The organism is Schaalia suimastitidis DSM 15538 (assembly GCF_000429105.1).
GTDB lineage: Bacteria > Actinomycetota > Actinomycetes > Actinomycetales > Actinomycetaceae > Pauljensenia > Pauljensenia suimastitidis.
The window spans coordinates 90,230-110,394 of record NZ_AUBF01000006.1; the positions used below are offsets into that span (position 1 = coordinate 90,230).

General features: G+C 55.7%; 19 protein-coding genes and 2 tRNA genes. 10 read left to right on the top strand and 11 right to left on the bottom strand.

From position 1 onward, the window contains the following. The first annotated feature begins 23 nt into the window (after window positions 1-23). The 3 genes from G438_RS0100470 (at window position 24) to G438_RS0100480 (ending at window position 2,924) form a co-directional block, all read left to right on the top strand. The gene (locus G438_RS0100470; protein WP_026459691.1) at window positions 24-887 is read left to right on the top strand and encodes an ABC transporter substrate-binding protein; all 864 of its coding nucleotides are present in this window, start codon (window positions 24-26) and stop codon (window positions 885-887) included. A gap of 388 nt (window positions 888-1,275) precedes the next feature. Next, window positions 1,276-2,175, top strand: a complete 900-nt coding sequence (locus tag G438_RS0100475; protein ID WP_084402884.1) for an amino acid ABC transporter permease — start codon at window positions 1,276-1,278, stop codon at window positions 2,173-2,175. Continuing rightward, the gene (locus G438_RS0100480) at window positions 2,175-2,924 is read left to right on the top strand and encodes an amino acid ABC transporter ATP-binding protein (RefSeq protein WP_034284527.1); all 750 of its coding nucleotides are present in this window, start codon (window positions 2,175-2,177) and stop codon (window positions 2,922-2,924) included. Before G438_RS0100475 ends, G438_RS0100480 begins: the two co-directional genes overlap by 1 nt. 498 nt (window positions 2,925-3,422) lie before the next feature. Here the strand turns inward: G438_RS0100480 and G438_RS0100485 are convergent, their stop codons facing one another. From G438_RS0100485 to G438_RS10105, 3 genes are all read right to left on the bottom strand, one after another. After that, window positions 3,423-3,881 carry a hypothetical protein gene (locus G438_RS0100485; RefSeq protein ID WP_131245691.1) on the bottom strand — a complete coding sequence of 153 codons (459 nt, stop codon included), beginning with the start codon at window positions 3,879-3,881 and terminating at the stop codon, window positions 3,423-3,425. A gap of 80 nt (window positions 3,882-3,961) precedes the next feature. Further along, window positions 3,962-5,314 (bottom strand): hypothetical protein, encoded by a 1,353-nt coding sequence (locus G438_RS0100490; RefSeq protein WP_026459695.1) that lies wholly within the window; start codon window positions 5,312-5,314, stop codon window positions 3,962-3,964. A gap of 11 nt (window positions 5,315-5,325) precedes the next feature. Beyond that, a complete protein-coding gene (locus G438_RS10105; protein WP_420804709.1) occupies window positions 5,326-6,174 on the bottom strand; it encodes an ABC transporter ATP-binding protein in 849 nt (282 codons plus the stop codon). 211 nt (window positions 6,175-6,385) lie between these two features. Here G438_RS10105 and G438_RS0100500 point away from each other — a divergent pair, with 211 nt between their 5' ends. The 3 genes from G438_RS0100500 to G438_RS0100510 all read left to right on the top strand — a co-directional run bounded on the left by G438_RS0100500 (window position 6,386) and on the right by G438_RS0100510 (window position 8,393). Continuing rightward, complete coding sequence (locus tag G438_RS0100500) at window positions 6,386-7,177, top strand: NADPH-dependent oxidoreductase (protein WP_051259153.1); 792 nt, start codon at window positions 6,386-6,388, stop codon at window positions 7,175-7,177. A gap of 63 nt (window positions 7,178-7,240) precedes the next feature. Continuing rightward, the gene (locus G438_RS0100505) at window positions 7,241-7,882 is read left to right on the top strand and encodes a hypothetical protein (protein WP_026459697.1); all 642 of its coding nucleotides are present in this window, start codon (window positions 7,241-7,243) and stop codon (window positions 7,880-7,882) included. 19 nt (window positions 7,883-7,901) lie between these two features. Beyond that, a complete protein-coding gene (locus tag G438_RS0100510; RefSeq protein WP_051259211.1) occupies window positions 7,902-8,393 on the top strand; it encodes a 2-thiouracil desulfurase family protein in 492 nt (163 codons plus the stop codon). Window positions 8,394-9,203: 810 nt separating this feature from the next. Here G438_RS0100510 and G438_RS0100515 read toward each other — a convergent pair. The 3 genes from G438_RS0100515 to G438_RS0100525 all read right to left on the bottom strand — a co-directional run bounded on the left by G438_RS0100515 (window position 9,204) and on the right by G438_RS0100525 (window position 12,923). After that, the gene (locus G438_RS0100515) at window positions 9,204-9,383 is read right to left on the bottom strand and encodes a hypothetical protein (protein WP_131245693.1); all 180 of its coding nucleotides are present in this window, start codon (window positions 9,381-9,383) and stop codon (window positions 9,204-9,206) included. A 129-nt stretch (window positions 9,384-9,512) separates the two neighbouring features. After that, window positions 9,513-9,773, bottom strand: a complete 261-nt coding sequence (locus G438_RS0100520) for a GlsB/YeaQ/YmgE family stress response membrane protein (protein ID WP_026459700.1) — start codon at window positions 9,771-9,773, stop codon at window positions 9,513-9,515. A gap of 291 nt (window positions 9,774-10,064) precedes the next feature. Continuing rightward, window positions 10,065-12,923: a cation-translocating P-type ATPase gene (locus G438_RS0100525; RefSeq protein WP_026459701.1), complete on the bottom strand. Its 2,859-nt coding sequence runs from the start codon at window positions 12,921-12,923 to the stop codon at window positions 10,065-10,067. Window positions 12,924-13,099: 176 nt separating this feature from the next. Here G438_RS0100525 and G438_RS0100530 point away from each other — a divergent pair, with 176 nt between their 5' ends. Further along, a complete protein-coding gene (locus G438_RS0100530) occupies window positions 13,100-13,585 on the top strand; it encodes a YchJ family protein (RefSeq protein ID WP_026459702.1) in 486 nt (161 codons plus the stop codon). 342 nt (window positions 13,586-13,927) lie between these two features. On the opposite strand, the gene G438_RS0100535 is transcribed toward G438_RS0100530, so the two are convergent. Then, window positions 13,928-14,641, bottom strand: a complete 714-nt coding sequence (locus G438_RS0100535) for a DNA alkylation repair protein (RefSeq protein ID WP_026459703.1) — start codon at window positions 14,639-14,641, stop codon at window positions 13,928-13,930. 296 nt (window positions 14,642-14,937) lie between these two features. On the opposite strand from G438_RS0100535, the gene G438_RS0100540 reads away from it, so the two are divergent. After that, entirely contained in the window at window positions 14,938-15,606 is a 669-nt protein-coding gene (locus G438_RS0100540) for a phosphatase PAP2 family protein (RefSeq protein ID WP_051259154.1), read from the top strand. A 324-nt stretch (window positions 15,607-15,930) separates the two neighbouring features. Next, window positions 15,931-17,046, top strand: coding sequence for an oxidoreductase (locus G438_RS0100545; protein WP_051259155.1), 1,116 nt, complete (start codon window positions 15,931-15,933; stop codon window positions 17,044-17,046). Here the strand turns inward: G438_RS0100545 and G438_RS0100550 are convergent. Then, the gene (locus G438_RS0100550; protein WP_026459706.1) at window positions 17,043-17,714 is read right to left on the bottom strand and encodes a DUF1801 domain-containing protein; all 672 of its coding nucleotides are present in this window, start codon (window positions 17,712-17,714) and stop codon (window positions 17,043-17,045) included. The two genes, G438_RS0100545 and G438_RS0100550, sit on opposite strands and share 4 nt — an antisense overlap. An 821-nt stretch (window positions 17,715-18,535) precedes the next feature. On the opposite strand from G438_RS0100550, the gene G438_RS0100555 reads away from it, so the two are divergent. After that, window positions 18,536-19,522, top strand: coding sequence for a zinc-binding alcohol dehydrogenase family protein (locus G438_RS0100555; RefSeq protein WP_240470942.1), 987 nt, complete (start codon window positions 18,536-18,538; stop codon window positions 19,520-19,522). A 248-nt stretch (window positions 19,523-19,770) separates the two neighbouring features. Here the strand turns inward: G438_RS0100555 and G438_RS0100560 are convergent. The 3 genes from G438_RS0100560 to G438_RS0100570 all read right to left on the bottom strand — a co-directional run bounded on the left by G438_RS0100560 (window position 19,771) and on the right by G438_RS0100570 (window position 20,099). Beyond that, window positions 19,771-19,843 (bottom strand) — tRNA-Ala (locus G438_RS0100560). 12 nt (window positions 19,844-19,855) lie between these two features. After that, window positions 19,856-19,993, bottom strand: coding sequence for a DLW-39 family protein (locus tag G438_RS12430; RefSeq protein ID WP_165569214.1), 138 nt, complete (start codon window positions 19,991-19,993; stop codon window positions 19,856-19,858). A 32-nt stretch (window positions 19,994-20,025) separates the two neighbouring features. Then, window positions 20,026-20,099, bottom strand: a tRNA-Ile gene (locus G438_RS0100570). Window positions 20,100-20,165: the final 66 nt, after the last annotated feature.

Here is a 20,165-nt window from a genome sequence, read left to right on the forward strand (position 1 = left end):
CCCGTCACAATCAGGGGTTCCCAATGGCATGCCTTAATCGCACACTTGTTGCTCTTGGCGCAGCATGTGCCCTTGTCTTGTCCGCCTGCTCTGGTACAACCACCACCTCAGAAAGCAGCGACGCCGCCGAAACCGGCACCACGTCAGAATCTAGCCTCGCTACCCTCACCGAAGGTAAGCTCACGATCGCCACCGGCCAGCCCGCATTTTCTCCGTGGGTCGAAAACGATGATCCGGCCTCAGGTCAGGGCTTTGAAGCTGCGGTAGCCTATGCCGTCGCAGAGCAGCTGGGCTTTGCTAAGGAAGATGTGGTGTGGGTCCGCTCCACCTTCGACTCCGCCATTGCTCCTGGAGCAAAAGACTGGGATTTCAACCTGCAGCAGTTCTCCATCACCGATGAACGCAAACAAGCTGTTGACTTCTCCACTCCCTACTACACCACATCGCAAGCTGTGTTGACGGTTGAAGGCTCAGCAGCGGCATCCGCGACCTCGCTGGCTGACCTCAAGGATCTTCAATTCGGCGTTCAAGTGGGTACCACAAGCCAGGAAACCTTGGAAGCTGCAGTGGAACTCAGCAAAGATGTGCTGATTTTCAACAACTCTGTTGACGTCGTTCAGGCCTTGAAAGGCGGCCAGGTTGATGCCGTCGTCGTTGACCTGCCGACCGCACTTTACCTGTCTGCTGTTGGAGTTGAAGGCGGCACCATTATCGGTCAATTCGAAGATCACTCTGGTGGCGACAACTACGGTCTCGTCCTACCAAAGGGGTCCGCACTCACCGAGCAAGTGAGCGCTGCAGTCGATGTACTCCGTGAAAATGGCACCCTGGCTGCGCTTGAAAAGACGTGGCTATCCGACGCAGTGTCGGTCCCGGTCCTGAAGTAGTGCCGGTCCCGGTCCTGAAGTAGTGCCGGGCTTGGTCCTGAAGTAGTGCCGGTCCCGGTCCTGAAGTAGTGCCGGACCTGCTCTGATTTAAGCCACAAGCGCCTCGTCCGCAGGCAAAGAATGGTTGCATGCAGCTCCGAGGACAACGCAAAGGTTACTGCTCAGGACACCACATATGGGCGCAGGCTAGCTATCCCCAACACTGGATACGGGCGCAGCGCATGGACACAGGCGCTGCGCCCGCAATCCGAACGATTCACCCCGGCATAGGGCAGCAAATTTGCTCACTGCCCAGTAACTGTCTGTGCCCAGCAACTGCCTCTAAACGCTAAAACCCACCCACCACTCAACAAACCGACACCAATGAATGGCTATTTTGGGAGCTTTCATGACCAGCACGTCCCATACACAACGCTCTGACGTGGTTGAAATGATAGGTGACTTCCGCCACGAAGTGAGCGATGTCGAACTCGCGCGACGCCAATGGCGCAAAAACCGCGCCCGCCGATCGCTAAGCGTCGCCACCGCCTCGTCAATTCTGGTCATCGTACTCATCGCGCTCCTCTTGGCCACCTCCCCCGGTTGGGCCGCAACCCAGCAGGCATTTTTCTCGGGCGAGTACTTCATGGAAGCTCTGCCCAAGGTCCTCGAAGGCATGTGGCTCAACGTGCGCATTCTGGTGGTATCCACCGTTTTTGTTGCCCTTTTCGCGACCCTGCTGGCAGCTGCTCGCTCGCTTCGTGGACCAGTTTTCTTTCCTTTACGCTTCTTGGCGGCCGCCTACACGGATTTATTCCGGGGGCTGCCATTTATCGTGGTGCTCTACCTCGTAGGCTTCGGCATTCCAGCACTCAATCCCACTACACGCATTCCAGTAGCGCTACTTGGTGGCACTGCGTTGGTACTGACCTACACCTCGTATGTCGCTGAGGTTTTGCGTGCCGGTCTTGAGGCGGTACACCCCTCGCAGCGTGCAGCCGCCCGCTCCTTAGGTCTCAGCCACAGTCAGACTTTGCGGCATATTGTGGTTCCTCAGGCGATCCGTAAAGTGACGCCAGCCTTGATGAATGACTTCATTTCGATGCAAAAAGATGTGGGGCTCATTTCGACGCTCGGCGCTGTCGACGCGATCCGAGCGGCACAAACCCACCAGGCAAGCACCTACAATTTCACTGCCTACGTTGTCGCAGGCCTTCTTTTTATCTTGTTGAGCTTGCCGTTCATTCGCCTCTCAGACTGGTATACCGCCAGACTTCAGGCCCGCGAACAACAGGGAGGTGCCTTCTGATGAGCACTAATTCCGCTACGCCTGTGCTTGATTGCCGAGGCGTCGTCAAAGCTTTCGGGTCAAATGTCGTTTTGCGGGGGCTCGATTTGCAAATTGCCCCTCATGAAGTTGTCGTCTTACTTGGCGCGTCGGGGTCAGGAAAGTCCACACTGCTACGCACGGCAAACCTACTGGAACGTGTTGACGACGGTCAGATTTTCCTGTCAGGCGAAGATATTACTGACCCTGGTGTCAATGTCGATCGGGTGCGGGCACGTATTGGTGTCGTTTTCCAGCACTACAACCTTTTTCCGCATCTGAAGGTACTCGACAACGTGACTCTGGCATCTCGTATGGTTCACGGTGAAAGCCGTGCTGATGCTGAGACACGCGGCATGGAACTGCTGGCGCGCATCGGATTGGAAGCGAAAGCCAAGGAGTATCCGGACCGCCTTTCAGGTGGACAACAGCAACGCGTTGCGATCGTCCGAGCTTTGGCCACCAATCCAGAACTGTTACTTCTTGACGAGATTACCTCTGCGCTTGATCCAATCCTTGTTGGGGAAGTCCTCGATTTGGTGCGAGAGGTCAAAGCACAAGGGTCAACAATTTTGATGGCCACCCACGAGATCGGCTTCGCCCGCAGTGCTGCTGACCGCGTGGTTTTCTTGGAGCGAGGACGTATCGTCGAGCAGGGACCACCTGAGCAAGTCATAGACAATCCTCGTGAGGTTGCGACGCAGGACTTCCTAAGGCGCGTCCTCCATTAAGTGCAGAGTCTATCTGGCTTGCCTGCGTGCTAACGCGCGGCTGTATGGAGGCTTGCCGGTGCGCTAACGCGCGACTGCATGAAAGCTTGCCCTTGTGCGACCACTTGCCGACAGCGCCCACCTTCCCGTCGACACACCAAACGGTCCCCGAAGACGACACTCCTCTTGATCAACACACCAAACGGAATTGGATCTTCCATTCGGTGTGTCGACCGCACAAATAGGCATCCAAATCATCGGATTCCCAACAGATCAACACACCAAACGGAATTGGGTCTTCCATTCGGTGTGTCGATCGTTGACGCCATGAAGCCAAGGAAGCCCGAGGTAGCCCACAGTCTCATTGAGGGACCAAGACGCACCAACAAGTAGACGAACCGACCTATCAGTGATCCGCAAACGGTCTGCCTGGGAATGGTCTCAGGCAGCACATCCCCACGTCTTTAGCCACACAAGCTCCACAGACCCGCACCTTTCAGCCCGATACCGTCGTCGAAATTAGTTGGAGCCTGGCGTCACCGTCAATGTGAAAATCACAGTTTCACCACTTGGCGACGTGAGCGTCGCCTCGGTAGAACCTTCAGTAACCGGTGTAAACCGCGGCCTCATGTCGGCACTACCAGCCGCGAATTCTGCGATTGATGGATCCGACACCGACGCTTGCCATTTGTCTGCGTCGCTGTCGACCGAAAGTTCAAGTCCACGAAGCATCGGCACTTTGACTTCAGAGTCGGCAAGAAGCTCCGGTTTCTTTACAATCGCAGCAAGTTCTCGTGTGCCGGTGTTCTGGCCGCTTGTCGAGGCGGAGGCGTCCGAGGCGGAAGAGCCAGAGTCTGCAGTTCCCGAGGTCGCGGCACTTTCGGATGTCGATTCGCCCATGGTTGTTGCTGACTGACATGCAGCCAACGACCCAGCTGCCAACAGAAGCACTATCGATGTGGTAACAATCTTTCGCACACTTCTATAGTAACCATACGTACCGCTGACAACCTACTTGTATGACACCACACGACGCACCGCCAGTGTGCATCTGCTACCTACGATCCGAGCCGACGTATGGCCTGCTTTCCAACAGGTGCCGCCACTTCTGACGCCACTAGGACCAGAAGCGTGCCTGCGATAGCCAGCCCAACGGTGGATGCTAGGGCAGAAAGCATACCCGGAGAGGTAATTGCTGGAATCATAAAAGCAATACCTGCCCCCATCGAGCCGCCAATAAGCAACAGAGCGGGAATTCCCACTTCAATGCGACGTGAGCGAGCAAGGAATGTTGGTTTCGCCCCTGCGCGTAATAGAGCTTTGCATTGAGAGGCGGAATCGACAGCTCGGATCGATTGATTAACGGCGGTGGCAATTGCCGCAAGGACGAAGGTGATCGCCAAGGTCAGAGCGATTCCTGTACCAATATCGCGCGAAAAGATGAGGACTTCTTTCGGAATCTCGTCCCCAGCTTGAAGTTGGCTTGTTTGAACTGCCAGCACGGTCATCACGGGATACAAAATGCCCGCAATGAAGCCAACAACGGGGATTGAACCGTAGGACCGCCACACGCTTTTGGGGTCATCGGCGAGGCGCCGACCTGCAAGCAGCATCTGCGGGCTTCGCGCAAAGCGTGCCATGATGCGTCCAATCACTGACAGTGACCACGTGCCAACCGCATTCACCAGCGCAATCATCAACGCGGTGAAACCAAGAAGTATCCCGGTACCAATCGTTCGCCCAAGACCAAGGAGCTGCGCTCCAGCAGCGAGCCACACAACGCCTAGAATCAGCGCGATAAGCACACCCCAAGGCTTGATATGTTGCGCCTCACTGCGGCGTGCGACACCCAGCGGCGTGATGGCAACTTTACGCATCCCCATCCACGAACTTGCCGCGGACAGAAGAATCATTGCACCTGCGGCACCAAGCAGTACAAGCGGGCCAGTCCACATTTCTGATGCGGACAGGGGCATTTCTTGGAATGTAATGAGTGACCAGATGGGTAGCGTCGCGGCATATATCACTGAACCGGCAATCACACCCACCACCGCATGAAGGCAGGTGTCCACCACACATGCGGCACGTGCTGTCACACCGCTGACACCAACGAGTCGCAGTACAGCGAGGTCTTGTGCGCGTCTACTCAAGCCGAGGCGTGCCGCAGCAGCACCCATTGACGCGGCCGGTACGACAAGGAGTACCGTCGCGAATGCTGCCAGTGGCACATAGGCTTCTTCTCCCATCGCCATGTTTATTGGCGAGGCTGCCCTGTCGATGAAGGCGAAAAGGCCACCTAGGACGGCGAGGAGTACCGCATGAGGTAGTGCAAATGCGAGGATGGTTAAGACTGATGTGGCTTTGTCTCGACTGGCCACGATTGCCCGGGTGGCGACAATGATGCTGTTCATTGTGTGGCTCCTTAGTTGTGCGGTCGGGCGAGGGCCACGGCCTCTACTGACTGGGAGGTGTCAGGGACTGGAGTGCCACCATCTGCAGCCTCAAATGTTGCCGTCTTAACCTCTTTGGTCTGCGTCGGTGCATTTCCAGCCCCATTGGCCGCCACTTGGATGTGCCCGTCACGCACGTGGATGGTGTGGGGTAGCCGTTCGGCAACTTCACTATCGTGGGTGACCAGTACGAGGCTCGCGCCAGTTGCGGCACATGCCTGCGTGAGCACTTGCATGATTTCCGCGCCTGTTGTCCGATCAAGCGACCCAGTTGGCTCATCAGCAAATACGACAGCAGGTCCGGTAATAAGCGCACGAGCGATGGCAACACGTTGGGCTTGTCCACCAGAAAGTTGACCAGGACGGTGAGGGCCAAGGCCTGCCAATCCGACTTTGGCCAGCAAATCGCGTGCGCGAGCAACCGCCTCGTTTCGCGAGGCTCCGAGCAGCATCAGCGGTAATGCCACGTTTTCCTCGGCGGGCAGTTCTGCCAAAAGTTGTCCATCTTGGAATACGAAACCGAAATGTTGAAGCCGAAGTTTGGATATGGCTGCATCTGAAAGGCCGGTGAGCTGTTGTCCATTGACAATGACATTTCCCGAAGTGGGAGTCAGTATGCCAGCAAGACAATGAAGTAGCGTGGTTTTTCCTGATCCTGAAGGACCCATGATCGCCACCTGTGTGCCTTGTGGCAGATGAAGGTTGACATTGTCGAGGGCGTGAACTGGCTGTCCGCCTCGCTGATAGATTTTTGTCAGCCCAGTGGCGACAATTCCTTGTTGTTGATTCGCAGGTACTGTGTTCATATCTCCATGCTGCATCCACCGTTGACCTGCAAACTATTGCGGTTTGCCCTGATTGAACCCTTATGTTGCCCCGACAACCCTCAGGGAAAGCGTCGTTGATCTGCAGGACAAAAGCAGTGCGGGAGCTCAATAAAAGCAGTATGGGTACTCAGTGTCCATTATGCGCTCCAAAGGCAGTGCAGACACTCAACCCCTACCATTGAAGCAACATGTGGAAAGGATTGTCATGACGCCTCAATCACTCACTATTCCCGAGACCACGCCCGTTTCGACGCCTACGATCGATCTTCAGCTCCGGCACCGCACCATTCGGTCTTTCACCGATCAAAAGGTGAGCGACGACGTGATGCAGACGCTTTTCGAGGTGGCACGTCATACGGCAACGTGCGCCTACTTGCAACAACTCACAATAATCCACGTAAAAGACCCGGACATACGCCAGACGCTCTGCGAGGTATCAGGACAACCCTATGTTGGTGGCGACCGTGGTGAATTAATTGTTTTCGTGGCTGATCTTCATCGCAATGCACAGATCCGTGCCGAAGTGGGTATTGCCTCGCAATCTTTCGGGCGAATCAACATGTTCCTTTCCGCAGCCGAAGACGTGCTCCTTGCCGCGCAGAATGTCGTCGTCGCGGCAGAATCATTAGGTTTGGGTACGGTGTATCTGGGCTCAATTGGAAATGATCCTCAGCGTGTTGTCGACGCACTGAAATTGCCGTCGTTGACCTACCCTGTGCTTGGCCTGGTGGTGGGCTACCCCAATCAGGAGCCACAATTCAAGCCTCGTTTACCTCTCGCTGTGACAGTCGGGGTCGACACGTATCCGCAGGTTGATTCCTACACTGAGGCCCTTGCCTCGTACGACGAGCAAGTTACCGAATACTACGACTTACGCAATGCCAATCAACGCGTTGATTCTTTCACCGCGCAGGTTCGGGCACGAGCGGGTGACTTACCTGCCGAAAACTCTCCAGTCCTTGAGGTCCTTCACCGCCAAGGCCTCGCGCTGTCGTAGCGCGGAGCCAGCCACGAGGAACACCCATGAACATGGTTTCCTCAACCTCCCCAAGGAGAGAACATGCAGACGACACTTGGTTTTCAAACATATGTCTTCGTTGAACGAGTGAGTCAAAACGCCGCACTACTCCACCCGTTCCCCGAATACTCCTACCAGACGGTGGCGGATGCGCTCACTGAAGCCGGGATAGATGCCCGCCCTTTCGGCCCCGACATGCCTGAGCGTGGGGAACTCATGTATTTCCAGGAAAGCGCCTTTGATGACGACGTTCTTGGCCTCATCGCTGATTCGTTGACACTGCGCGGGATCGGAGCCTACGCCTACAGTTTGCTCGACGAAGATATTGGCGATGCGTATGTTCACGTGTTTCGGCGCGAAGGACAGGCGTGGCCACGGTCAGGCAGACGCATCGTGTTGACGCGCCTATATGTGGGCGACGACGAGGATGGTCCTGCTGCGACAACGTGGATATTTGGGGCCGCCAACGATTTGGAGGAGGCACTTACAGCACTATCGGCACATTTCACAGTGTCCCCGGTTGCCGATCCTAGTGGCGTTGCAGCTCTTGAAATACGGCATCCGGAGTTCAGAGTAGGACTGCAATCCCCAATGGAATTAATGGATCAGGTCCTTCAGGTACTTGGGTCGGCGGGCTTTGAAGGCCCAGCTTTTTGTACCAATGTTCGCGAAGGAAACCTGTGATGAACGCCGAGGTGGCACAGTGAGTCACGACGCGGCACCGCCTCGTGACGCTCAACCGATTCTCGTCAGTGCTTGTCTTGCGGGCATCGCCTGCCGTTACGACGGTGCGGCAAAGCGTGATGGTCACATTGTGGCGCTTGTCGAGGCGGGCTTGGCCATCCCGGTGTGCGCTGAGATTCTGGGAGGCTTAGCTACGCCTCGGCCACCTGCAGAAATCTCTGGTGGTGACGGACACGATGTGCTTGCCGGACGGGCGCATGTGATAACAGCCAGTGGTGAAGATGTCAGCGAAGCTTTTGTTGAGGGAGCAAGTCGGGTGGTTGACCTTGCCCGCGAGCGAGGCGTTACCGTGGCGGTGTTGCAGCCGAAAAGTCCCTCATGCGGTGTTGGCCAGATTTACGACGGTTCTCATGAGCGACGCTTACGTGAAGGCGACGGCGTGCTCGTTGCTGCTTTGAAACAGGTCGGTGTTGAGGTAGTCGCTCATCGCCCTGAAACGACGAACACCTGATTACGAGTTTCAACCGTAACTGTCGCACCCCCACCCACCCGTCCTGATCAACACACCAAACGGTTCAACACACCAAACGGCACACACTGTTCCGTTCGGTGTGTCGTCCTTCGCCAGGAATGCTCTGCCGCCTCGTTCCAAATACGATCAACACACCAAACGGACGCCCTCCTACCGTTCGGTGTGCCAACCTCTACGATCGTCGGCACGACTTCTCACTCGTCGCCCCTTCGACACACCTAATGGACGCAGACCTACCGTTTGGTGTGTTTACACGGCTAGAAAAGAGTGCCTTGCCCGTCCTCGATACGCATCGACACACCAAACGGCATCTGTCCTTCCGTTCGGTGTGTCGACCCCGGCTAGTAATGGTCTATTGCCTCGTTCCAAACACGACCAACACACCAAACGGAAATGATGCGACCGTTCCATGTGTCGACCAGTTGAAGGAAGGGCAACAAGTGCCGCCAATATGTGCGTCGACACAGCACACAAGCGGTGTGGTCGACGAGGTAGCAACGATCTCAATCGTTTCCAGCCGGTTTGTGATGCCTACACTCAACTGCAGGCAAAAACAGCCTTCCCCTATGGGCCAAAAGCAACATTGATGCTCCCCAGGGACGAACAAGGTCCCGGCGCAAACAACAACACCAAATAAACGTCAGCTCCGTCCTAATGCGGGTCTAAACGTCAGCGAGCATGCCCACTAGTGGTTCAGAAACAAGAGGGCTTGCCCGCCATAAGGTCTAGAAACAAGAAGACCTGCCCATCAGCGGTTCCAAACATGGCAATGTCCACGAAGAAGCAGATCTACACACAAACGACTGCTGAGACAAACGCTACGCGAACAGTCGCAAGAATCAGGTTGAGCACGCGAACAAAAATCAGGTTGAGCACGAGCAGCCCTTCGCCATCGACGTGATCGTCCGCTTCAGCAATAACCTGAGCCGCCGCACACAAGGCGTATGTGGCGGCTTCAAGGAATGCCAAGGTCACGACTTACGAGGCGATAATCTGGTCACTAGTCCTGTGACCTAAGCGGTCGGTAGAGTCACTCGGTAGCATCGTTCATCCTACCGTCGAAGCCCCAAACTCAGGTCGGTTCTAGTACCACGGGCCTTATTTTTTCTTCCCAGTCAGGAGTCCCCAAATTGCGAGGGCAACAATTGAACCAGCAATGGCCAAAACCCACGTTTGTATCGACCAGAAACTCGTCAGATTAACGTTAAACAGTACCGAGCCGAGCCAACCGCCAATATTTGCCCCAATAACACCAAGGGCCAAGGTGGCGAACCAGCCACCACCTTGTTCACCAGGCATCAGGCCCTTGGCAATGGCTCCTGCGAAAAGTCCAAGTGCAAGAAACGAAATAAAGCCCATCATGGCTCCTTCTATCGTGGAATAGTCGATTCCAGCCTGTCATGTTTTTTCATCATTCGCACACCATGTGGTGTGCGAAACGTGCCGGTCACACAAGGACCTCACGCAGTGTTGAGGTAGCCAACACGCGCTGCCTCACACAAATGCTGTATGAAGCGGCTATTGACGCCGTCACGCAAAAGGGCCCACTTCGCCGCCTCACGCAAAGGCTGGTTGAAACACCCCTAATTGGCATTACGCACACGCCGATGTTGCCTCAAACTGACACCCCTACGCCACCTCAAGCAAGGGCTATGCGACGCCTGCGACGTGAGCTACACGGGCACGCCTCACCACTTTACGTAGCTCGTCAAACCACAGAACACACGAAGCAAAGGCCACACATATCAACCAGTGGTGCAACTGTAGGGATGTTGTCGAAAAGGCTGTTTGCAACAGCGGCAATTCAACAACGGCAATTTGAAGGGTCACGCCCAAAGCCAACGATGCCCACAGCCATTTGTTAGTAAAGAGGTGCTCGAAGGCGCTGATGTCTTCTGACCGTGAATTCACTGTGTTGAATAGCTGGGTAAAGACCAAAGTGGTGAAGCCTGCTGTGCGTGCAACGTCAAGGGAATCCACACCAATCCATGGTGCCAGCGTGCTGGTCAACAAACCGCCCGGAGAGAAAAGATCGATCGTCAACAATGTCACCAGTGCCATCACTGCACTGATGCTGATTACCCCTGTCCACATTGCGCCGTCGATCACGCGGTCACCAGTACGCCTCGGACCGCGCCCCATAAGGTCACCTGAAGCCGGATCAACACCCATTGCCAAGGCTGGACCTGAGTCGGTGACAAGGTTAATCCACAGGATCTGTGTGGCCACCAGGGGTACAACCACGGCGCCATTGGCGTCTGTTAAACCAATGACACCTGCAAGGAGGACACCACCAAAGACCGTCATTACTTCGCCCATATTTGATGACAGGAGGTAACGGAGGAATTTGCGAATATTGTCAAATATGCGGCGTCCTTCCGCGACAGCATCAACGATGGTGGCGAAGTTATCGTCAGCCAATACCATCGCTCCGGCCTCTTTCGTCACCTGGGTACCCGCGATTCCCATGGCAACACCAATATCTGCCTGCCGCAAAGCGGGCGCATCATTGACACCATCGCCCGTCATCGCCACGATTTCCCCGCCTGCTTGCAGGGACTTCACAATGGCCATCTTATGAGCGGGCGCAACGCGGGCATATACGTTGACGGTACGCACCGCCTCGTCAAATTGTTCGGGCGTCATCTGGGATAACTCGCTACCGGTGAGGACACGCGCGCCGACACTGACAATGCCAAGGTCTTCAGCAATCCTGCCGGCGGTAGCTGGATGGTCACCTGTAATCATCAGAACACGTATGCCTGCCCTGCGTGCCTGAGCAACGGCTTGCGCCGCCTCGGGACGAGGTGGGTCGATGATGCCGACGACGCCCACCAATATTAGGTCGCTTTCTACCTGCTGCGCCTGCTTGTCGTCGATTCCGTTGTCACTGTTGTCGTGTGTATGAAGAGGACGATAGGCCACGGCTAGTGTGCGTAGTGCCCGGGACGACATGTCCGCAACCTCATCGAGCATATGGGAGCGCATATCGTCGGTCAGTGCCTCCACGGCGTCACCAATTCGTACCCTGGTACACCGTTCCATCAATACATCCGGCGCACCTTTGGTGAGTACGACGACGGCATCATCAGCAGTGTCGCGGTGAATGACGCTCATAAGTTTACGTTCCGAGGTGAAAGGAATCAGCCCTACGCGCGTAAAGCGGCCTTCTCGATTGGAATCAACTCCCAGCTTCTTCTCGGCCACTAAGAACGCGCCTTCAGTGGGGTCACCAAGGACCTGCCAGGCGCCTTCCTCGTCACGGAACAGTTCCGCGTCCGAGGCCAAGGCGCCGCCCGACAGCACAAAGGCGACTTCGCTTCTCCTGGGGCCCGTCAACTCTGGATGGTCCATCACGTAATCGCGATCCTCGTCCGGGCCGAGGTCACCTGCAGGTTTGTAGCCTACACCGCTGACGATGGTGGCACCGGAGGCGGTGACGACCTCTTGTATGGTCATTTCCGACCGGGTCAGGGTGCCAGTTTTGTCTGAGCAGATGACACTGGCGGAACCGAGGGTTTCGACACTCGTGAGTTCTTTGACGACGGCATTTCTGCCTGCCATACGTCGTACACCTAGTGCCAACACCAGCGACAGGATCGCAGGGAGGCCTTCGGGTACCGCTGCAACGGCCAGGGAGACACCAAGCAGCAGTGAGTCAATAATGCCTTGGCTTGTCGAGGCGCCGCCAAGGGCAAGCATGACGGCAACAACGACGATGGCAATGATGCCCACGATAATGCCCAGCATCTTTGAAATGCGGTGCGTTTCTTGTTGGAGCGGCGTTGGACTTTCTTCCACGGAGTCCAGCAGGGTGGCAATATGCCCCATCTGTGTGTCTGCTCCAGTTGCGGTCACCACTGCCATGCCTGAGCCTCGAGCGACTGCTGTTCCTCTAAACACCATGCAGGTTCGATCGCCAATCTGGGAGTCTTCAGCGACGACGTCGGTCGTTTTTGCCACTGGTTCTGATTCACCGGTGAGCGAGGATTCGATGACTTTCAACGCGTCAGCTCGTAGGAGTCGCGCGTCAGCTGCCACTTGGTCGCCTTCTGCTAGTACAAGGAGGTCACCTTTGACCAGGTTGGCTGCGACAACGCTTTGTTTACGGCCATCGCGGATCACAACGGCGGTGGCTTCAGTCATTTTTTGTAGTGCCGCCACTGCCTCGGCGGCTTGTGACTCTTGGGTGATACCTAGGGCGGCGTTCAGGAGGATGACCAACGCGATGACGATGGCATCGACTGGCGCCCCATGTGCTCCTTCAAGGATCCACGCCACTATTGAAATGGCAATGGCAATGAGGAGTAGGACAACTAACGGGTCAGAGAATTGGGCAAGGATCTTGCGCCACAGCGGTGTTGGTGGTTCTTGCGGGAGGACATTCGGTCCATTGGCAGCTAGACGAGCTGCTGCCTCTGCCTCAGAAAGACCGGTTTCGTGGTTGCTGCCAACTTTGTCGAGTACTTCGCCCGCGTCCAGGGTGTGCGGAGCAAAATGAGTTCCCATATGGACGATCCAAGCATGTGGTGAAGGCGGCCGCTCAACAAGGTCCACTTCGTGGCATAGCGCCCGCTCAACAACACACTACCTGCGGCACCGCTCACCCAACAAAGCCCGCCACGTGCAATACCGCCCACCCAACAAAGCCCGCCACGCGGTGCGGGTAACGCTATTGTGCAGTTATGGTTATCTCCGCTACAGCACCTTGTCCTTGCTGTTCTGGTGCATCATTTGAGTCGTGTTGCAGCCCTTACCTGGACGGATCTGTTCCAGATAGTGCCGAGGCGGTGATGCGTTCGCGCTATACAGCATTTGCTGTCGGTAATGAGGACTACTTGTTTCGCACCTGGCATCCGCGCACTAGGCCACAACCACCGTATTTTGATCCGGCGATTAGCTGGTGTGGCCTGACTATTGTTGAGGTCGTTGATGGTGTTGGTGATTGTCCGACAGGAATTGTTGAGTTCGTTGCTTCCTATCAGTTTCGGGACGAGGCGGGGGCACTTCACCAGGCGGACGGGCGCGGCAGCAGTCAACGTCCCCATGCGGGCGCGCGCAGCAAAGAACGCACACCCCACCGCCACCAACTCCGCAGCGGTCAGATCCGCGAGCGTTCCCTCTTTACGCGACGAGGCGGACGTTGGGTTTATGTGGAGGCGATCTCTTAGATCACCCTCGCGACGTGCAATATCCAATTCCCAGGAAACTCTAAGGGAGTCTGGGGGTGTCTACACAGGTTTGTGACCTACCGTTATTTCCACAAGGGCGGGAGCCGGAAGCGACCCAACAGGGGGCCGCAAGAGCCCCCAACTGGAAAGGTTGCTGCATCGGGAGAACTCGCACTGTGTTGATGGGATACTTTGAGGGGCCAGCCATTAGGCTGGCCCCTCAAAGTTTGCCTCCCCATAATCGGAGCAATAACCCGGACTATCGGGGACATTGGCCAACCCCTAGGTGAAGGTCACCAAAATATGAGTGGATTCTCTCCACACCCCACAAGGGTTCAACCGTTAATTCGGCTTCGCCAAAGGTGCCCGGGGCAACCCTGCACGTACTAAGCGCAACTGCACCTTCGCCTCGTCACACACACGATAGGACTCCAGTGCTTTTTGGATCGCTTTGCGACGGATAGGCATATCCAATCCGCGGTCTTCAAGGAGCCACGGCAAAGCCGCTTCCTCCTGTTTCGCGCATGCTTCCGCAAAATACCACGCCACCATCATTTGCAGATAGTACTCGGTGGTATCGATGGCGCCGACTAAGTCAAGAAACTCGGTGCGGAAGTGCTCGGTGAGGAAATGGGACATTAGGATGCCGACGCCGAAACGGCGAGTGTACAGGTGCGTGTGAGCGATCCACCGCCGTGCTGCAGCCTCCAGCATTTGAGGATCACGCCCCAAGGCTTTGGGGTTCAAAGAGTCGCAGGTAGCCCAGTTGTCGATATATGGCACGAATGCCTCAACGTGCGCAAGACAGGTGTTGAAGTCTTTTTCTTGGGTGATGAGGAAAGCGTGGAGTTGATTCTCATCGAAATAGTGGTGCGGCACCTCGGCAAAAAATGTGAAAGCGTCGTCGCGGCGATGTCGCCATATCTCTTTGGCTAAAGAACGCAAAATTGGCGTGCGTATGCCGAGAACCGTTTCTGGATCGACTGTCGGCATTAATTTGGCAATAAATGCCGCATTATCGGGATCAGCGAGGGCTTCAATTTCTTCACGAAACATAGGATTATCTTTGCAAATCGGCCACTGGACGCCAATGCTTTGACGCGCCCTATTTTTCCATAGGATTTTCTAAGGTTAGACCAGGGCTTTTCTTAAGGTTCACCACGTAACTTATGTACCAACAAGGCAGGAAGCCAGAAGTAATCCAACCGGGGGTTGCAAGAGTTTCCTTCGCCGGGAAGGGTCGACATTCGGGAGAACTCGCACTGTGTTGATGGGATGCCTCAAGGGGTCAGCCAATCGGCTGGCCCCTTTTGGTGCGTAGAAGATATTGAGAAGAAAGTAGGCTAGCGGTTATGTCTCGCATTCACACCGTGTATTTACCCGCTGTGGCGCTGTTTGTGATATCTGCAGTGACACTGGCGGGTTACGTGGTCACCCCCACCCCCACAATTGATCAATGGGTTCTTCAATCGTTTGTCGCTATGCGCACGCCTGGCACTACAGTGGTGATGGAGGCTGTGACATGGATATTTGACCCTTGGAGAGCGACGGTACTAGCCGTAGCACTTGGGGTTGTCACCGGTTGGGTGACGAGGCAGTGGCGAGCGGGGGTGTATGTCACCGGTTCGGTTGCGGTGGCAGCGTTGATCACTAGCGGCATTAAGAATCTTCACGATCGTCTGCGGCCACCGGAGTTTTTGCGACTCACCGTAGAACACACGTACTCGTTCCCGTCTGGTCATACCACGGCTGCTGCTGCAATCGGTGTTTCCCTTGCCATTGTTTTCATACTTTTTTCCCGCAAAGTGACACTCGTTTCTCGCGCACTGGTATGGATCGGGGCCGTCGCTCTGATAGTCCTGATCGGTGTGACACGCATGTACCTCGGGGTGCACTGGTTGACCGATGTCCTGGCCGGCGCATGCGTGGGCAGTGGTGCGGCACTGATCCTGTCCCCCATTTTGCTCAAGCGCCCTGTGCTGACCAAAATGCAAAGGTATGCGTCCTCAGAGAATGCCTGAGAGACGAAGAGAACCTCACACAGGGCATAGACCTTATGCCCACCACACGTAGCGATTGACCCGCGAAATACTGATTTCTTCCACTCAGCGGCTCAGTATCGTGGGCCATATCTGACTGTGCCAAGTGATTTCAGATGCCCTGCCCCATGCGCGCCTCGGGCAGCCGGCCTTGGCGTGCTCCGCTCCCCCCTTTTTTGCACATTGCCTGCACAGGTACCCATAGCCTCGTAACACACACTCCTCACGTCGCAGTACCAACACCTTCACCTATTCACCATCGTTGTGGCGCAGTAGACTACGACAATCAACGCTGATGGAGGCCTTATGTCTGCACAACTTTTCAAAAAACTTGTTATTCCTACACGCAGCGGCAACGGACTTACCATGAAAAACCGGGCAATCGTTGCCCCCATGTGTCAGTACAGTGTGACAGCAGGCGACGGCAAACCGACCGACTGGCATTTCGTTCACTACGGCGCGTTGGCCGCAGGTGGCTTCTCCTTGGTCACCGTTGAAGCAACAGCGGTCGAGGCGCGAGGCCGCATTTCCCCATTTGATCTTGGCCTATGGGACGACGAGCAGATCGAAGGGCACAGGCGCCTCGTCGATTTTGCTCATAGCCTTGGCACGAAGATCGCTGTTCAACTTGGCCATGCCGGCGGTAAGGCATCCACCCCACCGTGGCTACCTGGAGCCTTAGGTGGCACCCTCGGTATCAACGACGGCGGATGGTCCACGGTGGCACCCTGCGCTACGCCAACCCTGCCCGACCTGGATACCCCCCAGGCATTATCCGCCTCTGAAATTGACCAGGTGGTAGCCTCTTTCGCTGCGGCGGCACAGCGAGCGAATGAGGCGGGGTACGACGCTATCCAACTCCACGGCGCCCACGGATATCTGATCCACCAGTTCCTTTCGCCGCTGAGTAATACACGTGACGATACTTACGGCGGCAACTGGGATGGTCGGACGCGTTTTATTCACGAGGTTGTGGCGGCCGTAGCCGACATATGGCCCAAAGACAAAGTGCTGGGACTGCGTATCAGCGCAACTGACTGGATTGACGGTGCATGGGATGTGTTCCAGTCGGCGCGCCTCATTCGCTCGTTGTGGGAAGAGTCTGGCCTGACGTGGGTGGATATTTCTTCGGGCGGACTCACCGACCTGTCGGCCATTCCTATTGGTTTTGGCTACCAGGTACCTTTGGCGGCGCAGCTTGTCCGCGACCTGGCCGATACCGATGTCGTCATCTCGACGGTCGGGATGATCAACAACCCTGTGCAAGCAGAAACAGTGCTGCGTACACGGCAGGCTCACGCCTTATCTTTTGGTCGTGTTGCCTTGGGTAATCCTCACTGGGCATCACATGCTGCCGCGCAATTACGGGTACATCCAGAGCATATGCCAAGCCCCGCACCCCTGTGGCGCGCCCAGTATTAGTGCCGTTCCCACGCCTCGGCAATCATCACCCGCAATACTGAGAGGTCAACCTTGGCAAGATTGGTGACGTAGAGGCACCCCACCCCTAACTTATGCGGGCCGAGGCGGGCGACGTTTTCAGCAAAATGCGGCCCACTTTGAAGACCGTAAAGGCTGAGACTTGCTTTCCGGGGACTAAATCCGACAGCGAACCAATCGCCTTCGCGACCTGAATCAGACTTGTAGTGGACCTCGCCATAGCCCACCATGGTCGGTCCCCACATGGTTGCTTTTTCACCGGTGACCTGGTCAAATAAGTCGAGGAGAGTAAGACCGTCATCAATGCGACGCGGCCACGTCAATTGTCGAATAAAATCCTCGGGTGCAATATCAGTGGGGCGCGTCTTGATGTCCTTGGCAACCTTGCCTGTATGTCCTTTCGTGATGGTGACCTTCGTTGTGGCAGCCTCAATGTCAGCATCTGTGGGACTATTACTCATATCTCCGCCTTTTGCCCGCAATGCTGCCAGCACGCGGTTCAAGCCTTTCGCACCAACACCATGCAAGGACAACAATTGGCGATAGTCTGCCCCGTTGAGCTGGTCAAGGCTATGGAATCCCGCGAATGCTAAGGCAGAACGCAGCGGCGCTCCAACACCAGGGATATGTAGCGAGGTATCGTCAGTCATGGCACCAGATTAGTCCCAATGCCACCTTGTGGTGACAAGGACACTTGCCACTGTGTTCGTGGGAGCCACTGAAGTCATTGTGAGACACGTGTAGATACTTGAGATATTGCTTGTTACAGACAGTGACATCCCTTTCTTTGATGTTGGCGTCTTCACCCCCAGCATCTATCAGGTCTATTAGGTCGACACACCGAACGGTACTTTGACGACCATTTGGTGTGCTCACCCTAGGTCACCACATTTGTATTTCCCCGGATCAGTCTGATCGACACACCGAACGGACCTTCGTCGTCCGTTTCGTGTGTTGATCATCAGCATTTGGCATTAGAAGCGGCCATCGCGCACGGTCGACACACCGAACGGTACTTTGACGACCGTTTGGTGTGTCGACCGGTGGCAGATCATGTTTCAAGGCTGAGGGCAACACTGGTACATGCACACGAAGAGCCGTGATGATGGAACACGGGATCACAAACTGGTGAGTATGCGGCCTGGTGAGTATGCAGCGATTTCAAATGAACCAGCTGCTCAGCAATAGGCGACACCTACTGGCGTGATCTTCTGGTGACACCTCGGTCATTTCACCACCGATAAATCCACATGAATTATCCTGTTGATTAGCCCGCGATTCACACCCATATCACTGAACACTTCCCTCGCCTGAACTCACAGTCCAAGTCACTCAGAGATTCAAACGAGTGCCTTGGCCCGACTCGAAGAACGATTCCCCCTCACCAGAGAAGATTCTCCACTCGACGCTACCCTGCCTCGTTGACTGCCCCCACCTGGCAAACGCCCAGACAATAGAAGGAAAGTGAAGAATGCGTGTTGCAACTATGCGTGCCATTGTCCTTGCAGAGCCCGGTCCTGTGTCCAACCTCCACTTTCATCACCTACCCGTTCCACAACCACGCGACGGCTGGGTCCTTATTCGCATCAAAGCCTTTGGGTTGAACCGCTCAGAGCTACACACACGCCTTGGTCTGGCCGAAGGTGTCACCTTCCCACGCGTACTCGGTATTGAGGCTACTGGTGTGATCGCTGCCGACCCAAGCGGAACCTTTACTGAAGGCCAGAAGGTGATGACGATGATGGGAGGGATGGGTCGCGTATTTGATGGCGGGTACGCAGAGTACACCTGCGTTCCACTGAACCAAATTATTCCTTTCACTTCTGATCTTGACTGGGCTGTCCTGGGAGCTATTCCAGAGATGCTTCAGACGGCCTACGGTTCACTCACCGTCGGCCTCGATGCCAAACCTGGGCAAAGCATCCTTATACGAGGCGGTACATCGTCAGTGGGGATGGCTACTGCCATACTCGCCAAGCGCCTCGGTATGAGCGTGTTTGCGACAACTCGTAACCCAGCGAAAGTTCCGTCCCTCATCAAACTTGGTGTCGATCATGTCCTTGTTGACAATGGTGATATTGCACAACAAGTTCGAGCGATTCTGCCTGACGGTGTCGACACCGCTCTGGAGCTTGTTGGCACACCCACCCTTCCCGACACGCTCCGCGCAACACGTGTTCATGGTGTCGTTTGTTTTACTGGCATGTTGTCCAACGAATGGACCGTTAAGGATTTTTATCCGATCGCTTACCTGCCTCACGGCGTGCGACTCACCGCCTATGCCGGAGAAGCCGCTGATCTTCCACCACACATCCTTCAGTCCTACCTTGACGATGTGGTATCAGGTAAAGCCATTGTTCCGATTGATCGCGTCTATGCCTTTGATGAGATCCGTGATGCGCACGCACGCATGGAGGCCGGTCACGCCGCAGGCAAACTCGTCGTCGTCACGCCATAGACTCGTCGTCGTCACACCACAGAAACGCTCGCCAGTGGCACCGTCCTCCTGTCTGATCCGCAGGATAGAACGCCCTGAAATCTGAAGGTACAAAAGGCGAAAATGCCTAGAACGGCACCTTTTCATATCGCAAAGGAACAGCTTCGACGGGGAAGTGAGAACACGACCGACAAAGGTCCAGAGCAGAAATACAAAGCAAAAATACAAACGCTAAAGGGCCGAAAGCACTGACCTTTCGGACCTATCTGTGGAGCCAAGGGGACTCGAACCCCTAACCCCCTGCTTGCAAAGCAGGTGCGCTACCAATTGCGCCATGGCCCCGCGCGTTCCCTACTAGGGTAACGCAGGTTCGTCCGTTACGGACTGCCACAAGTCTGCAGAGTCGGAAAGATCCTCAACGATTTGGCGAACCACAAGACCAACGGCCACCAGGCCGCCGACAACCACGAGGGTTGTGATCCACTTTTTCATCGGGAACCTCCGAGTGCACACGATGTGGGCAGTGGGCCTAGGTGGGCTCGAACCACCGACCTCAGTCTTATCAGGACTGCGCTCTAACCTACTGAGCTATAGGCCCAACCTGACCCCAGGGCCAGATCCGTTACCCTTTGAAGGGCACCGGATTATGGTACACGGCAAGTAA

What these genes read in the sequence shown, in the direction of transcription:
- G438_RS0100470 (WP_026459691.1), top strand. Translation starts at nt 24, where the DNA reads ATGGCATGCCTTAATCGCACACTTGTTGCTCTTGGCGCAGCATGTGCC.
- G438_RS0100475 (WP_084402884.1), top strand. Translation starts at nt 1,276, where the DNA reads ATGACCAGCACGTCCCATACACAACGCTCTGACGTGGTTGAAATGATA.
- G438_RS0100480 (WP_034284527.1), top strand. Translation starts at nt 2,175, where the DNA reads ATGAGCACTAATTCCGCTACGCCTGTGCTTGATTGCCGAGGCGTCGTC.
- G438_RS0100490 (WP_026459695.1), bottom strand. Translation starts at nt 5,314, where the DNA reads ATGAACAGCATCATTGTCGCCACCCGGGCAATCGTGGCCAGTCGAGAC.
- G438_RS10105 (WP_420804709.1), bottom strand. Translation starts at nt 6,174, where the DNA reads ATGCAGCATGGAGATATGAACACAGTACCTGCGAATCAACAACAAGGA.
- G438_RS0100500 (WP_051259153.1), top strand. Translation starts at nt 6,386, where the DNA reads ATGACGCCTCAATCACTCACTATTCCCGAGACCACGCCCGTTTCGACG.
- G438_RS0100505 (WP_026459697.1), top strand. Translation starts at nt 7,241, where the DNA reads ATGCAGACGACACTTGGTTTTCAAACATATGTCTTCGTTGAACGAGTG.
- G438_RS0100520 (WP_026459700.1), bottom strand. Translation starts at nt 9,773, where the DNA reads ATGGGCTTTATTTCGTTTCTTGCACTTGGACTTTTCGCAGGAGCCATT.
- G438_RS0100525 (WP_026459701.1), bottom strand. Translation starts at nt 12,923, where the DNA reads ATGGGAACTCATTTTGCTCCGCACACCCTGGACGCGGGCGAAGTACTC.
- G438_RS0100530 (WP_026459702.1), top strand. Translation starts at nt 13,100, where the DNA reads ATGGTTATCTCCGCTACAGCACCTTGTCCTTGCTGTTCTGGTGCATCA.
- G438_RS0100535 (WP_026459703.1), bottom strand. Translation starts at nt 14,641, where the DNA reads ATGTTTCGTGAAGAAATTGAAGCCCTCGCTGATCCCGATAATGCGGCA.
- G438_RS0100540 (WP_051259154.1), top strand. Translation starts at nt 14,938, where the DNA reads ATGTCTCGCATTCACACCGTGTATTTACCCGCTGTGGCGCTGTTTGTG.
- G438_RS0100545 (WP_051259155.1), top strand. Translation starts at nt 15,931, where the DNA reads ATGTCTGCACAACTTTTCAAAAAACTTGTTATTCCTACACGCAGCGGC.
- G438_RS0100550 (WP_026459706.1), bottom strand. Translation starts at nt 17,714, where the DNA reads ATGACTGACGATACCTCGCTACATATCCCTGGTGTTGGAGCGCCGCTG.
- G438_RS0100555 (WP_240470942.1), top strand. Translation starts at nt 18,536, where the DNA reads ATGCGTGTTGCAACTATGCGTGCCATTGTCCTTGCAGAGCCCGGTCCT.
- G438_RS12430 (WP_165569214.1), bottom strand. Translation starts at nt 19,993, where the DNA reads ATGAAAAAGTGGATCACAACCCTCGTGGTTGTCGGCGGCCTGGTGGCC.